14 protein-coding genes and 1 riboswitch are annotated in these 13,933 nt (G+C 57.9%); of the genes, 7 read left to right on the top strand and 7 right to left on the bottom strand.

Annotation, left to right across the window (positions count from 1 at the left end; genetic code table 11):
• Positions 1 to 21: 21 nt before the first annotated feature.
• The 3 genes from NW830_RS02410 to NW830_RS02400 form a co-directional block, all read right to left on the bottom strand.
• Positions 22 to 2,547 (bottom strand): dynamin family protein, encoded by a 2,526-nt coding sequence (locus NW830_RS02410; RefSeq protein WP_414359299.1) that lies wholly within the window; start codon positions 2,545 to 2,547, stop codon positions 22 to 24.
• Between the two features lie 88 nt (positions 2,548 to 2,635).
• Positions 2,636 to 3,295, bottom strand: coding sequence for an SDR family oxidoreductase (locus tag NW830_RS02405; RefSeq protein WP_414359300.1), 660 nt, complete (start codon positions 3,293 to 3,295; stop codon positions 2,636 to 2,638).
• 164 nt (positions 3,296 to 3,459) lie between these two features.
• Positions 3,460 to 4,491 (bottom strand): CsgG/HfaB family protein, encoded by a 1,032-nt coding sequence (locus NW830_RS02400; protein WP_414359302.1) that lies wholly within the window; start codon positions 4,489 to 4,491, stop codon positions 3,460 to 3,462.
• Positions 4,492 to 4,833: 342 nt separating this feature from the next.
• Here NW830_RS02400 and NW830_RS02395 point away from each other — a divergent pair, with 342 nt between their 5' ends.
• From NW830_RS02395 to NW830_RS02375, 5 genes are all read left to right on the top strand, one after another.
• Positions 4,834 to 5,016, top strand: a complete 183-nt coding sequence (locus NW830_RS02395; RefSeq protein WP_011430004.1) for a 50S ribosomal protein L32 — start codon at positions 4,834 to 4,836, stop codon at positions 5,014 to 5,016.
• Between the two features lie 92 nt (positions 5,017 to 5,108).
• A complete protein-coding gene (locus NW830_RS02390; protein WP_414359304.1) occupies positions 5,109 to 5,525 on the top strand; it encodes a J domain-containing protein in 417 nt (138 codons plus the stop codon).
• 96 nt (positions 5,526 to 5,621) lie between these two features.
• Positions 5,622 to 5,885, top strand: coding sequence for a DUF3143 domain-containing protein (locus NW830_RS02385; protein WP_414359305.1), 264 nt, complete (start codon positions 5,622 to 5,624; stop codon positions 5,883 to 5,885).
• Positions 5,886 to 5,891: 6 nt separating this feature from the next.
• Complete coding sequence (gene gloB, locus NW830_RS02380; RefSeq protein ID WP_414359306.1) at positions 5,892 to 6,650, top strand: hydroxyacylglutathione hydrolase; 759 nt, start codon at positions 5,892 to 5,894, stop codon at positions 6,648 to 6,650.
• 82 nt (positions 6,651 to 6,732) lie between these two features.
• Positions 6,733 to 7,803, top strand: a complete 1,071-nt coding sequence (locus NW830_RS02375; RefSeq protein WP_414359307.1) for an EAL domain-containing protein — start codon at positions 6,733 to 6,735, stop codon at positions 7,801 to 7,803.
• Here the strand turns inward: NW830_RS02375 and NW830_RS02370 are convergent.
• Positions 7,754 to 8,953, bottom strand: a complete 1,200-nt coding sequence (locus NW830_RS02370) for an MFS transporter (protein ID WP_414359309.1) — start codon at positions 8,951 to 8,953, stop codon at positions 7,754 to 7,756. The two genes, NW830_RS02375 and NW830_RS02370, sit on opposite strands and share 50 nt — an antisense overlap.
• 174 nt (positions 8,954 to 9,127) lie before the next feature.
• On the opposite strand from NW830_RS02370, the gene NW830_RS02365 reads away from it, so the two are divergent.
• Positions 9,128 to 9,682, top strand: coding sequence for a hypothetical protein (locus NW830_RS02365; protein ID WP_414359310.1), 555 nt, complete (start codon positions 9,128 to 9,130; stop codon positions 9,680 to 9,682).
• 62 nt (positions 9,683 to 9,744) lie between these two features.
• Here NW830_RS02365 and NW830_RS02360 read toward each other — a convergent pair whose 3' ends face one another.
• The 3 genes from NW830_RS02360 to hisIE all read right to left on the bottom strand — a co-directional run bounded on the left by NW830_RS02360 (position 9,745) and on the right by hisIE (position 12,945).
• Positions 9,745 to 11,481, bottom strand: coding sequence for a cation:proton antiporter (locus NW830_RS02360; protein WP_414359312.1), 1,737 nt, complete (start codon positions 11,479 to 11,481; stop codon positions 9,745 to 9,747).
• Positions 11,465 to 11,558: riboswitch (Fluoride riboswitch) on the bottom strand. (Overlaps the previous gene by 17 nt.)
• Positions 11,559 to 11,603: 45 nt before the next feature.
• On the bottom strand, positions 11,604 to 12,290 hold the full coding sequence (locus NW830_RS02355; protein ID WP_414359314.1) for a DUF1997 domain-containing protein: 687 nt from the start codon (positions 12,288 to 12,290) through the stop codon (positions 11,604 to 11,606).
• Positions 12,250 to 12,945, bottom strand: coding sequence for a bifunctional phosphoribosyl-AMP cyclohydrolase/phosphoribosyl-ATP diphosphatase HisIE (gene hisIE / locus NW830_RS02350; RefSeq protein ID WP_414359316.1), 696 nt, complete (start codon positions 12,943 to 12,945; stop codon positions 12,250 to 12,252). The genes NW830_RS02355 and hisIE overlap by 41 nt, the downstream gene beginning before the upstream one ends.
• Before the next feature lie 193 nt (positions 12,946 to 13,138).
• On the opposite strand from hisIE, the gene NW830_RS02345 reads away from it, so the two are divergent.
• Positions 13,139 to 13,930 carry a phosphonate ABC transporter ATP-binding protein gene (locus NW830_RS02345; protein WP_414359317.1) on the top strand — a complete coding sequence of 264 codons (792 nt, stop codon included), beginning with the start codon at positions 13,139 to 13,141 and terminating at the stop codon, positions 13,928 to 13,930.
• Positions 13,931 to 13,933 lie beyond the last annotated feature (3 nt).

Here is a 13,933-nt window from a genome sequence, read left to right as displayed (position 1 = left end):
AGTAGGGAGAAACAAACTGCTTTATCTCAGATCGTCAAGTATGCTGTCCAGCTCGGAGAAAATCTTACCTAAGTCAGAGATCTCATCACTCGGCCCACTTTCGCTCGCTGGCTGCTCGGAAAAATCTGCTGAGCTGTCGGCTAATTCACCGGTTGAAGAAGGTTTAGGTAGAGAAATCAAGGGCAAAAGTTCACGACCTAGGCCCATAGCCTGTAAGCATAGGTTAATCCCAGAAACAGCTTGGTTGTAGCTATCGATCTTTGCTTCTAGGTCCCTTAGACGCTGCTGGTTTAAGGCGATTCTTTCTTCTGCTTCCTTCCTTAGCGTTGCTTCCATAAACTGCTTTGCTTCAGGATACCTCTGTGGAATTTCATTAGCCACTTCCTTAGCAAAAGGCAAGAGCTGGGTCTTGAGGGTATTGTTGGTTTCTTGCCGGAAGTTAGAGCGTATTGTCTGGCTGACTTTGGGCTCAAAGTCAAGCTTCAGTAATTGCCGGATCCCGGGCTCTGCATCTCGAATAGCGGAAATATCGTAGGACTGAGACGTTTGCTTTAAAACTTCCCGGAACTGGTAAATGGAGAAAGTGCCCTCGTCATAGAAGCGAGGACTTTCTCTTAGATACCGGTCGCACTCTTTTCGAGCACCACTGACTAATGCAGTGCGAACTTTTTCTTTAACCTCTAGTAGTTTCTTCTCTAGATCACCGTCGGATCCCAGTAGGCGAAACAACTGCTTGTAGTAGTCTGAACTGCGTACCCGATCAATAATCCGCCGGAAGGAGTTCTCCACAACTGTGGTGGCAGACTCGACCAGTATATCCTCTAAGTGATTTGATAGGTAGTAAAGAGCCTCAACCAGTACAGCCAAAAAGGGAGCCGTGGAGTTACGGTGGTGGATGCGGACAGCTTGGCTATAGGCACTATCTATTGAGAATGTGTCCAGAAGCTCATCCAGCCTACGCACCATCTTGGCCTGCAGCCTTCGGAAGTCATACTCAAACTCTTTATCCGTTCCGTCAATAATTTCGTTAACCATAGTTTGAATATGTTCATCGAACTCTTGACCAATCCTATTCAACTGCTGATTAATAAGCATTAACTCATGGGCAATCATGCTATCAACTTCTCTAGGCTGGCTGTCTAGGTCTCTATAAAGATCTATGTAAGACTTTCTGAGCTCAATACACAGAGGCTGCAAGTCATCGGCAAGAGCTATAAACAGCTGCGGGCGCTTTTCTTCCTTTAGATAGCGAGTAACTCCACTGCGGAACTCTTCTATGCCGCTATCCTTGATCATGTACTCAACCAGGGGCATGCCCCACTCGTTTAGAATTCGAATATAGTTATCGATAGGAGTCTCGTAGCCGTGCACCGAAGGGCGGAAGGGGGATCCCACAAGCCTGCCTGAAGAGCTACAGTACTTGACAAACTCACTAATAAATTGAGGTGTCTGCTCTCTGCCACCTAGCTCTTTTATACTTTCTGCAAAAATAGTATCTAGACCAAACCTTGTTTCTCGAGTTGTGGCCTTGATCTGTGAGCCGTAGAAGCCAAGCAGGGCACTAGTCTTGAATAGGCGAGCTTGACGAAACTGCTGGTCAATGATGGCCTCTAATCTCTGCCTTAGCTGCGAGTTGTACCAAGTTTCATCAATGCGGTTGAACACATAAAAAACTCGATCGCGAATACTTTCGCTACTTTGGATGTGCTCAATGAGTTCTGTTTCTTCTTTAGTCAGCTCACCCGTTGTAGCACACTTGAGGACACAGACAACTGCGGAAGTATTTGGATCGGCAATTTTTTGATAGGTGCGCTCGGCATCCGCCTTAACCGGAGCATCAATTCCAGGGGTATCGACAATAACGTTTCCATCCTCCAATAGAGGATGATGGCAGTAGTACTCAATCTTCCGCAGAACTGCACTATTGGCACCGCGCCGGGCAAAACTGGCCGCTTCTCTTAGGTTGCCAAGGTTAAGCTGTTCCATCGAGAACACTCTGTTTTCGGTTGGGTGAATTCTGGCGCGGTTTTGCTGGAAACCTTCAATTAATAAGCGCAGCGCATCTGCCTGCTTTGCCCGTTCCGACTTACTTTTGCCGCCCTCCTGCTGAACAATAGCCTCAGCCTGCTCTTTTAGGCGATTGAGGGTGACTTCCTCTAGGTTGTTGCCGCTGGGTAGGGCTAAGCCCAAGCGAGTGCAGAAGGCAGCCATCTGTTCCTGCACCTGCCGCTCGCTGAGGAAGGTGAGTACTACCCTCTCGGCGTCAGGCTCTGCATAGGAGATGTAGCACTCTGTCCCTGTGGCGTGTCCTTCGGCGCTATAGAGAAGCTCCCTTTCCAACAAGGCGTTGATCAGCATCGACTTGCCAGCGCTAAAGGCACCGGCAAAGACAATCTCAAAGGTTGGAGAAATAGCCTTGCTCAGTGAAGCCTGAACTCGGGTTGTGTCTTGCTTCCCCGAAAGCGTGGGATCCTGCTGCCAAAGGTTTAGAATCGTTTCAACGTGCTCCCGTAAGTTCTCACACTGAGGTAAGAGCTGCACAGCCATCTCAGGGACCTCCGCTAGGGCTGGGGAGATTATAACGCCCTCAGCCTCGGGCGTGAGATCCCTATACTACTTTTCTTCCGACGGGGCCCTAGCTTGCTAGGGCAAAGAGGTCACTCCACTCCCGCCTGGGAACGCCGGGCTTAGCGATGATCTCGAAGATGCGGTTTTTTGCTGCCGGTTGAAATAGGCTTTCAACAGCCACTTGAGCTACTTTGAGGCGAGGGATGCTGCCCTCAAAGAGAGTGTCAGCCTGAGAGAGGACAATGCCATCCTCGTTGTCCTGGTTTTTCAGGCCCCCTGGCCGAATGATGGTGTAGGTGAGGCCGCTGTTTTGCAAGTATTCTTCGGCTCGTTTTTTCCACACCAAGATCAGCCAAAACAGGTTGAGGGGATGGAACAACTGGGACACGCATAGAGAAGAAATCAAAACAAAGTGTTGGATCCCTTGGGCTTTGGCCACATCCACTAAGTTCTTGGTGCCTTCATAATCCACTCGGTAAGGCAGAAAGGGATCCCAACTAGGCCTAGCTCCTGTAGCACAGAGTACCACCGTGCATCCCTCCATGCCGGCCCTTAGCGTGGCCAGGTCCAGCACATCTCCCACCACCACTTCTGCTTCGGGGGGCAAAACCTGTGCGGCCAGCTCGCGGCTGCGCACCAGCGCCCGTACCGGGATGCCGCGGCCCACCAACTCTTTGACGATGCGCCGCCCCGTTTCTCCCGTAGCCCCTGCAACAAAAGCCTTCATCTTCTCCCTTTGCCTAGGTTGGCTGTAGTTGTACCAGCTCTTGGGTTGGCCCTGCTAGAACCATTATCCAATCCGCCCAGAGCGGAATGGTAGGGATCCCAAAGCGCAACGAATAGCCCCAACCTGCTGGTGAAGCAAGTTACGGGGGAGTAGCCGGTGGACTTCTATTGAAGTGGCTTGGCTACATCTCCCACCTTAAAGCCAGAGCCGCTGAGAATGCGGCCCACACTGGATCCCTGATCCACCTCTGTCAGTTGAATTTGGCCAGCTGGCTCGGTCAATTTGCGCAGGACTGCTCCTGTGGCCGGATCCTTAACCTCGCGAACGACGCGCTCCACAGAAAGGATCAATCCCACGCGATAGCCGTCGCGGCTGCCCTTGTTCAAGATCACCTGATTGCCGTAGACATCGGCCACCAAGGCATCCACCGTCGGCAAAGAGCGGGGCTGGGCTGCCAAGCGACTGGCAAAACCGGCCAACTGCTGGGCAATTTGCTCCACCGCCTGCTGGCTGGCCAAAACCAGCAGCTTTTCTTCGTTGCTGGTGGCGGATCCCCCGCCAAAGCCGGCAACCGTGACCGTAGTATCCGACTGGCTGGCGTTGCCCCGGCCCTCGACCACGGCCAAGATCTCGGCCGTGCTGGTGCTCACCAGGCGGGCATTGAGCTGCACGTTGGCATCGGCATCCACCGACTCGGCCCCCACCGCCAGCGGAAAGCTGCCGAAGGGGGTTAAGACCGGCACCCCACCGCCGGAACGGCGCACCGACACATCGAACTGGGTAACACTGCCGAGGATCACCGCATCGACCCCGAGGATCCGGCCCACCTGAGCGGCGGTGTTGGCATCCAACCGCCCTGATAGCCCCAAGTTCTGCTCGGCCAAGATCGCGTCCAGCCGCGAGCGCTCGATAACAGAAAAAGTGCCATCTCTCACCAGCCGATCCACCAGCAGATCGCTCACCCCCCGGGAAGCCTCGCGCAGGCTGTAGGAATTGCTGAGGCTGCTGAAATCAAAATCCAAAACCGCAACGCGCGGGCGAGTGCTGGGTTGAGGCGCTTGTCCTACCTGGCTGGGGGCAGAGAGATTGCAGCGAAGGTCTTGGGGAAACTTCTGGCACAGCTCCGGATTGGTGGATTGGGCAGCCACTGGGATCCCCGTCCAACCCAAGCTCAGCAGCGGGATCCCGAACAACAAGAAGAGAGGTTGCGCATGATTGAGCGATCTCCTGGATCGAGGAGGTGGCCACAGTCCATTCTTAGCTTGCACCCAAAAGAGCTTCCGGGGGAGGATGACCAATCTCACCTGGCCGCCTGTTCCAGAAGATGTCCTATACTCTACCGACTTCGAGGCCTTTGGGAAAAGGGATGAAGAGGGTTTGCACAGAGGAGTTGACAGATCTCAACAGTTAAGGCTGGGCAGAGAGGCTCGCCCTTTGTAAGTTGCCGGAAAAGCTTGACCCAATTGGGCCAGGTTCAGAACGGGATCGAGCGTGCAAGCCCAGTGCTAGCCTAGTAAAGCTGTGTTTTTGTGCAAGCTATGCCTGTTCCTAAGAAGAAAACCTCCAAAGCCCGCAGTCGCAGGCGGTATGCTGTCTGGCTGGGCAAAGCCAAGCTACAGGCGCAGCGGGCAATGACCATTGGGCGCGCTATTCTCAGCGGTCGCAACACTGGCTTCTACTACCCCAAAGCCAAATCTGAAGAAGAGGAGGGAGAAGAATAAAGCCTGGCAGCAGGGATCCTGGTTTACATTGGGGTCAGGCTCCCTTGAGAGCTGTTCTGCTGCCTCCCGGTCTTGGTTGTTTAGCGACTGGCATGCGCTCGTTGACCTCTCTTACCTACTACCAGCGGCTGGGCCTGTCTCCAGGGGCTTCCCCTGAGGAGATTCGGCGGGCCTACCGGCAGTTGAGCAAACGCTACCATCCCGACACCTCTCCCCTGGCCCCAGAGGTGGCCATTCGCTGCTTCCAAGAGTTGCACGAAGCCTACCTTGTTCTCAGCAACCCGACCAAGCGGGCTATCTACGATGCCAGCCTCCAGGTAATGATGGCCAAAGCGGGATCACTCGAGCGCATAGGCTCGCCGGGGGCAGAGTCTCTTGAGCTACCCATGGAAACCCGACCGCTTTCTGCAGGTGAGCTCTGTGCTCTGCTGCTGATGGGTGCTACTTTTGTGATCTGCCTAGTGCTGGCAGGCGTTTTGGCGTGGCTGCGGGAGGGCGGGGTGGGCTAACTGGGCTGCTCCAGCTGCGGGCAGGCAGACTAGGAAATGCTCGGCATCTGGCCTAGAAGGTGGTTGAATAGGTAGCTGGGTAGTTTTTATCTCGCCATGCCTTTGCCGCCTGAAACTACACCTCTATATAATCACTCGCTTTTCTCTCTCGAGCAGTGGCTGGAGGAACAGGGTTGTACCCGCGACCCAGAAGATGTAGAGCAGTGGTTTTGCGAGCGGCCGGGCTGGAAAGCTTGCCTGCGCTTGGAAGAAACTAGCATTTGGGTGCGCTACACCTACCCTAACGGCAACACCAAGACTTTGTCTTTTCCCTACTCCCTCAGCCGCAAGGATGTAGAACAGGCCATTTTCGAGGATTAAGTGGCCATGCGCATTCTGCAATTGCCTGCCCTGCGCGACAACTACATCTATCTGCTCTACGATCCCGAGACGGCAACGGCGGCGGTGGTGGATCCGGCAGTGGCCGAGCCGGTGCTGGACAAATTGGCCGAGCTGGGGGCGGAGCTGGTGGCTATCTTCAACACCCACCACCACCACGACCATGTGGGGGGCAACCTGCAACTTTTGGCCCGCTACCCCCGCGCCGTCGTCTACGGCAGCCAGGTGGATCGAGGGCGGATCCCTGGCCAGAGGGTGGAGCTGCAGGCAGGGGAGACGGTGGAATTTGCGGGCCGGCAGGCGAAGGTGCTGTTTGTGCCCGGCCATACGCGGGGACATGTTGCCTACTACTTCCCCGAAAGCGGGGATCTCTTCTGCGGCGATACCCTGTTTGCCGGGGGATGCGGGCGGCTCTTTGAGGGCACCCCAGAGCAGATGCTGGGATCCCTGGATCAACTGCGGCAGTTACCTGAACCGACGCGGGTGTGGTGTGCCCACGAGTACACCTTGAACAATCTCAAGTTTGCCTTGACGGTGGATGGGGACAACCCGGATCTGCAGGCGCGCTATCAGCAGGTGGTGGCCCTGCGCCAGGCGGGATCCCCAACGGTGCCCAGCACCATCGGCGAAGAGCGCCGCACCAATCCTTTTTTGCGCTGGGATCAGCCGGCTCTGCAGGCGGCCACCGGCGTTCAAGAGCCGGTGCGGGTCTTTGCCCGGCTGCGGGGTATGAAGGATCAGTTTTGACACTTTTCTTTCTTTTGGCAATTTCTAAGAGAGCTAAGGCATACTGTCGGGGGGACTGCCTCTAGCTACTCCCTGCAGATCTATGTCTTGCCCCGACTGCCCAGCTCTGCCCGCCTTTCTGCAAGAGCCAGGGCGCTTATTTCTCTGGTTGCCCACTCCTCATACCCACCAGAAGCTCTGGCGGGCCCTGGAGGCCAAGACAGAGGTTCCCGTTCAACTTTTGCAAGACCTTGGCCTAGTTGTTGCCATTGCCCAGGGAGCCCTTAAGAAGACCCTGGAGACAATGGCTGAGATTCTCTCGCAAGAAGAGATGCGGGCCAGCCGCGCCCTGTTTTTGGCCGGAGATAGGGATCCCTGCTGGCAAGATTGCGCCCGGGTGGAGTCGCTGCTGCAGTTGTTCCACCGCACCCAAGCTGGGCTTTTGTTGGAAGTGTTGAAGGAAGACCGTCTCACTACCTACTTTCAGCCCATTGTCCGGGCGCAGGATCCCACTTGTGTAGTGGGCCACGAGGCGCTGGTGCGGGGATTGGACAAAGAGGGCAAAGTGATTGAGCCAGGCTTGCTCTTTGCCATGGCCCGCGAGGCCGGGCTGCTCTACCACTTGGACTTGGCCGCCCGCCGCACGGCCATTGCCGCGGCCACCCAGCACCGCTTACAAGGGGATCTCTTCATCAACTTCAGCCCTACGGCTATCTACGACCCGGCCTTTTGCCTGCGCTCCACCGTCTGGGCCATCAGTCGCGCCGGGATCCCGCCCCAGCGGGTGGTGTTTGAGGTCAACGAATCCGACCGCAGCCCCGATTTGGACCACTTGCAGCGGATTTTGCGCTTCTATCGGCAGGCGGGCTTTCGGGTGGCGCTGGATGACCTGGGCGCCGGCTACGGCTCCCTGAACCTGTTGCACCAGTTGCAGCTGGATCTCATCAAGCTGGATAGGGAGCTCATTCGCGGCGTCGATCGGGATCCCTATAAGGCGGTGATTGCCGAGAAGCTGCTGGAGCTAGCTCAAAAGCTGGGGATCACTACCCTGGCGGAAGGGATCGAAACGGCAGGAGAGCTGCAGTGGGTGCGCGACCGCGGCGTAGATCTGGTGCAGGGCTTTTTCATCGCCCGGCCCCAGCCTGTCCCCTTAGGATTAAGACCCAGAGGATAGCTGCCCCCACGGCTTGAGCGGCTACTGAGAAGATGACCAAGGCCGTGAGGGAGAGATCGTAGAGCACCCCCATCAGGGCGCTGCCCAAAAACCAGGCCAGGCCGTAGATGCTGGTAAACAGCCCAAAGGCAAAGCCCCTCGCCTGGGCGGCCACCATGCCGGCTACTGCTGCCTTCATGACCGATTCCTGGGCGCCCAGGCCAATCCCCCAGAGCAGCATGCCCACCACCGTCAGCCCGTAGCTGCCGGAAAAGGCCAGCGGCGCAAAACCGGCAGACAGGATCACCGCCCCCAACAGGCTCCCCAGCCCCAGGCGGTCAAATAGCCAGCCCCAGCCCAGGGCGGCCAGGGCATCCACCCCCATGGCCAGGGCGTAGAGCAAAGGGATCCCAATAGCTCCTTCGCTTCCGTGCTGCTGCTGCAGGTGCAGGGCAATGAGGGAAAAGTCGGCAAACCCCATGGCCACACAGGCCGCTGCTGTGAGATACAGCCAAAAGACCCTGGAAAAGCCTTTTGCTGGAGTGGTTTCCGGCTCCGGCTCAAAGTCGCGCGGGGTGGGATACAGCCATTGGGCCAGCCCCAGCACCCCTAGCCCCAGGGCCGCCGGGATCCCCAAGGCCAAGAATGCGCCCCGGAAACCGTAGCCAGCGGCAACCATTCCTGCCACCAGCAGCGGCCCTCCCACCGCCCCAACTTGATCCAAGGTCTCGTGCAGGCCAAACCCAATGCCCTGGCCCACCTGCAACGCTGCATGGGAGAGCAACACATCCCGCGGCGGGGTGCGGATCCCTTTGCCCAGGCGCTCGACCAGCAAAAGCAAAGCAGCCCCAGGCCAACTGCTCACCCAGGCCAGAGCGGGGATCACCGCCGTGTTGAGAACATAGCCCAGGGTGGTGAGCTGCCACTGCCCTCGACTGCGGTGCACGGGATCCCTACTGAGACGGTCGCTCCAGTAGCCCACGCCCAGGCGCAGCCCATAGGCCAGCAGCTCCCCCCCGCCGGCCACCAGGCCCACCACCGTGCCGCTGGCCCCCAGGGATCCCAAAAAAGCTCCGGAGATGCTGCGGGCCCCCTCGTAGGTGGCGTCGGCGCAGAGGCTGACGATCCCCAGCAAAACGATGAAGCGCCAAGCACGAGAGAAAAGAGTCATGGCCGGCGTCCATGCCTAGCGGAGACAAGAGGTGAGAGCAAAGAAGGCTTCAGGAGGGTCTTATCTAACCAGGAGCAACTGCGGCCAATCTAAGGCTAAGCCAATCTTGTTCTCCTTCCTTTGCATCGAATAGAATTAGACACCCTCCGTCCTTTTGGCTAAGGGAGCAAAGCAATGGCCGCTAAAAGAATTCTTTTTAAGCTGGCTTGCTTTTTGTTAAGTGCCTGTTTAGTTTCGATAGCATCGACGGTTAAAACAAGTGCCGAGCAGGCGTTCTTAAACGCTGAGTATCTCATAGCTACCTCGCCCCTTCCAGATATTGAGCGGGTTCGTTTTCAAGATGGCAAGTATCAAAGAGGCTCTAGCATTTTTGAAGAAGGGTTTCTAACAGCAAGCCTTGAAAGGCTGGAACCTACCGATCTTAACAACGATGGGCTTCAGGATGTGGTGGCGGTTGTAGCAAGCAGTACAGGAGGCAGTGCTGCCTGGATAAGCCTATCCGGCCTGTTAGGTGGCAGCAAAAACCCCACACTCCTAGAGCCTGTATTTCTTGGCGATAGAGTTGTCGTTAACAACATTTCCATCGCTCGTAGCTCTAGAGGAAGTGCTGAGGTCTGCTTAGATATGCTTGTTCATGGTCCCAAAGACGCCCAGTGCTGCCCTACTAAGAAAGAAAAAAGGTGCTTCACTGTCGCCGAAAACCGATGGATACCCCGTAGAGCCAAATAATCTTTGCTGAGGCCGGTTTGGAGGCCTAGCCTAGCAACAGCTCTAGGGCCCAGCATTGATCTTTAAGCCTCCGCTGCCTGCCCAGGGGTTTCTCTAGGAGACTCTACGAGGATTACAGGAATAGAGCTGGTCTCCAACACCGCTTGGGAAGTGGATCCCACTAGCACCTGCTCCCAGGGGCGGTGGCCCCGCTTGCCTAGGACTATGTCGGTAACCTGCCGCTCCTGGGCTATGTCCACGATGGTCTCCGCCAGGGGGCCGGAAGCCAGGCAAAATTCGTGGCGAATATCCGCCAAAAGACGCTGGGCAAGCTGCCGCAACGCTTCCACCCCCTTCCCCTGAGGCTCATCGGTAACATGGAGCACAATCACTTCCCCATCCACCCGCCGCGCCAGATCCGCTGCCTTGCGCAGCACCGCCTCCGCCAAGGGAGAGGTATCCACGGCGGCCAAGAAGCTCACCTTGCCCTGGCTGCCCACCTTGGTGGGATCCACCTCTCCCTTTTCCAATAGGCGAGGGGCAAAAACTTGGGTTAGCCAGGCCCCTAGGGGTGCTGTGGTCAAAATCGACAGGGCCGCTAGGGCGAGGATCGTGTCCCCGCCAGGGATCCCCTGGGCTAAGGGGATGCCGCCGATGGCCGCCTGCACCGTGGCTTTGGCCATGTTGCCCGGCAGCAAAAAGAGCCGCTCCCGCCAGTTCCAGTTGCTCCCCAGGGTGGAAAGCCACCAGCCCAGGCCCCGGCCCAACAGCAGGCTCAGGGTCAAAAGCAGCAAACCGGGCAAGAGCAGGGATCCCAGTACCTGCAGATCCAAAGAGGCTCCCAGCAGGACAAACAGCACGATCTCCGCCACCGTCCAGAGGGCGTCGAACCCAAGCCGCAGCCGCCGCGCCAGCGGCCCATCCAGTTGGACGAGAAAAAACCCCAGGGCCATCACCGCCAGGTAGCCGGAAAAATAGGGCCACACCTGCGACGCCAGCACCAAGCCCAGCGCCAGGCAGGCCGCCAGCAGCACCTCCTGCGTGCTGTTGCGGGTCCAGTTCTGCTGTACCAAGAGGGCCACCAAAACCCGCGCCCCCAGGTAGCCCACCGCCACCCCCAGCAGGATCTCCATCCCCACCTGGAACGGCAGCCACTGCAGGCGAAGGCTCTGGGCAGATCCCTGCCCCAAAAAGCTCAGCAACAGGCTAAAGCCCAGCAACAGCAGCACATCGGAAAGGGCGCTGCCGGTCAAAATGGCGTCCGGGATCCCTTTGGCTACCCCCCAGCCCAGGCTCTTGAGGCGCAGCATCCCTGGCACAATCACCGCCGGCGACTCCGCCCCGAGCACGCAGCCCAAAAGCAGCCCCGTCCCCCAGTCCAGCCCCAGGATCCAGCGGCTCAAGAGCGCCACTGCCACCGCCTCACAGGCTGCCGGCAAAAACCCCAGGCGCAGGGCCACGGATCCCTGCTGGGCCAGCTTTTCCCAATCCAGCCCCAGGCCCGCCCTCATGAGGATGATCGTGACGGCCACTAGGCGCAGATCCCCGGCTGCCGCCAACAGCTCTGGGGACAAGACCTCTTGCAACAGGATCCCGGCCAGAATCATCCCCACTAGTGGCGGCATCCCCAACCGGCCCACGATCTGGCCGACAAAAAAGCCCATCCCTAAGATCCACAGCCAACTGCCCAGCATCAACAGAACCTCTCTCTTTGCCGTCCGGGTGTCGAAGGGCAGCCCAGGGGAAAGTAGAGCCGCGGAGTGGCAAGCCAACATCAAAGACTCCCACCCCCTGGAGCTGCCCAGAAGAGTAGGAGTCATCAGCCTCAGCCTTGGATTTAGAGAATTCTTAGAACCTGCCTGAGGCGGTTGCGGCGAACCCCATCACCGGTTGCCGGGAAAGGCCGAGCAGCCCACCCGCAACGCATTTGCCCCTTACCGTATCACGCCCCATCTTCCACCGCAACCAAGCGATAGGAGTGATGGGGACGGCCAATGGAGCAATAGAAATCGCTGCAGACATTGTGGGTAAAGCGATCGCTAAGGCTGCGGGTAACCTGCTGCACCACCTGGCTGCCCACCCTCTGAACCAACTTGCGCGGCAGAACTTGCAAAAACTTGGGCAAATGCAGCCGGATATCGAGATGAAGATCCCAGTGGACACGGGTAGTGGCAGGGGATCCCGGTAGCTCCTCCAGCCGGAAACTGGCCTGGCAATCTACCCGATAGGGCAGAGCAGCCTCCCCCGGCAGCTCAGTCGAAGTCAGCCGAAACAGGTAATCTTCCTCCGGCCAGATCTTCACCCCAAAGCAGGGCTCCAGCTCAAACCCCAGCCCGCCCATGCGGAAAAACTGCAGCTTGTAGGTGTCGGCAGAGAGGGGCTCCACCTGGAGTGGCCGGAAGCAGCGCTGGATCCACTGGCCGTGGCCGCGCAGGTAACGGGCCAAAGTCTCCCGATCGGTCTCCAGATCCACTTGGCCCCGTCGCCCAGCCTGCAAATCCAAGTGGACCTTAGCTGTTGGTTGATCTAACGGTGGGGGGTGATCCATCTCCTCCAAAAGCGGCTCCCCCTCTTCGGACAAAGCCCCTTCACTGAGGGGAACGACGGGCTTGGAGTTGGCGATAGACATCCCGAATATCCACCTGATAGTGAGCAAGAGCCACGAGGCAGTGGTACCAGAGATCCGCCACCTCGCGGGCCAGGGCGGTCTTGTCCCCCTCCTTTGCCGCCATCACCACTTCAGCCGTCTCCTCGCCGAGTTTTTTCAGGATGGCGTTGTCTCCCTTGGCCAGCAGGCTGCTGGTGTAGGAATCGGGACGGGGATCCGCCTGGCGGGCCTTGATCACGGCAAACACCTGCGACAGGGTATCGGCGGCCGGGATGGGATCCCCTTCCTTCTCTGGGAGGGTGCGGAAGAAGCAGCTCCGCGCTCCTGTGTGGCAGGCCGCATCTCCCACCTGCTCCACCAAAATGACCAGTGCGTCGCTGTCGCAGTCGTAGCGGATTTGTTTGACCCACTGCACGTGGCCAGAAGTTTCCCCCTTGGGCCAGAACGCCTGGCGGGAGCGGCTCCAGAACCAGGTGCGGCCTGTCTCCAGCGTTTTTTGCAGCGATTCCCGGTTCATCCAGGCCATCATCAGCACCGTCCCGTCCAGGTAGTCCTGCACAATGGCCGGGATCAAACCCTGTTCGTTGTAGCGGAGGCTGTCCAGATGAGCGATCCCCTCCGGCAGAAGAGCGCGGGGCGGATCCGCTGAAGGAATGGAGTCCGAGGCAGCAATCATAGAGGGTAGGAATCCAAAGAGAACATAAAAAGCAAGATAGCAAAGCCAGCTCTCCCCAGGGTACCTCCTCCTGCCCAGCCCGGTTTTTGTTGCCGCTAGGGGGATCTTAATCTGGGCTTAACCCCGTTTTAGTCGTGACTTAAAGTCAAGCTGCTAAGTTTGATACCGAGCTTTCACGCGCCGAGGGAGAGCAATGCGCATCCGGGTAGAAAACCTCTGGGTCACCTTTAAAAACAAGGTTGCCCTAAGAGGGGTTTGCCTCGACCTGTTTGGCGATGGAGCCCAGGTGGTGGCTCTGATTGGCCCCTCTGGCGCTGGGAAGTCCACCCTCCTTAAGCTCCTGAAGGGAATGGTCAGGCCCAGTTTTGGAAAAGTCTGGGTTGGCTCTTTCCCCCTCCATGAAGGCGGAGGGGAGGGGCTGCAGCAGGTGCGCAAGCGCACGGGCATGATCTACCAGACTTTTCAGCTCATTGGCCGCCTGACTGTCTTGGAGAACGTCCTGATTGGGCGCCTGCCCCACCTGAATCTTACCCAGGGCTTGCTGCGGCAGTTCTCGAAGCAAGATCTGGCCCAAGCAGAAAAGCTACTGGAGGAGGTGGGGCTTCTCGAGCACGCCTGGCAGAGGGCCGATGCTCTTTCGGGGGGACAGCAGCAGCGGGTGGGCATTGCTCGCGCCTTGATCCAAGAGCCGGCGCTGATCCTGGCAGATGAACCCATCTCGGCTTTGGATCCCAAAAATGCGCAGGTGATCATGGATTTACTGCTGGGAATGGTTCGTCGACAGGGCATCCCGCTCCTAGTGACCCTGCATCACCTGGAGATGGTGCGCCATTACGCCAACCGAGTTGTTGCCTTCAAGGAGGGGCAGGTTTTCTTTGATGGGCCGGTCTCTGCTCTCACCCCTGAAAAAGAGAAGGATCTCTACTTCGGGGAGGGGGAAGCCTCTCAAACCCTCGGAGGGTTGCCCTCAGCCTTAAGGGCTTGAGGA

Source organism: Synechococcus sp. OH30 (assembly GCF_047462175.1).
GTDB lineage: Bacteria > Cyanobacteriota > Cyanobacteriia > Thermostichales > Thermostichaceae > Thermostichus.
Note: the sequence above shows the minus strand (reverse complement) of the source record. Positions and strands in the feature narration are given on the sequence as shown.